The organism is Limosilactobacillus reuteri, from assembly GCF_002254085.1.
GTDB classification, from domain to species: Bacteria; Bacillota; Bacilli; order Lactobacillales; family Lactobacillaceae; genus Limosilactobacillus; species Limosilactobacillus reuteri_K.
Window position 1 is genome coordinate 1 of sequence record NZ_NGPY01000082.1, and the last position, 438, is coordinate 438.

Annotated in this window: 1 protein-coding gene; it reads left to right on the forward strand. The window is 52.3% G+C overall.

Annotated features, from left to right (window positions below; translation table 11 throughout):
• Positions 1 to 438, forward strand: a 438-nt coding sequence (locus CBG10_RS11345) for a hypothetical protein (protein WP_179231264.1), incomplete at both ends; no start/stop codon positions are given.

The following is a 438-nucleotide window of genomic DNA, read 5'->3' on the forward strand; positions in this document are numbered from 1 at the left end:
TTTGGTCGTTGCGATTGTGTGTGTGGGTGTCGTTGTTGTGGTTGGCGTCTTTGTGGTTGTCTGTACGCTTGTGGGTGGGGGCTCCTTTTTTTTTGTCGTCGTCCTTGTTGGTGTCGTCACCTTTGTTGGTGTTGTCACCCTTGTTGGTGTCGTCTGCCTTTTTGGTGTCGTCACCCTTGTTGGTGTCGTCGCCCTTGTTGGTGTCGTCACCCTTGTTGGTGTCGTCGCCCTTGTTGGTGTCGTCGCCCTTGTTGGTGTCTTCACCCTTGTTGGTGTCGTCGCCCTTGTTGGTGTCGTCACCCTTGTTGGCTTCTTAGTCCTTGCTGGTGTCCTCGGCCTTTCTTGGTTTCTCAGCATATTTGGTCTCTCCCTCATAGGTGTTTTCTACCGCCTTCTTAGCGTCATCAGCATTCTTGTGCGCGTCCGAATGTTAGTTGT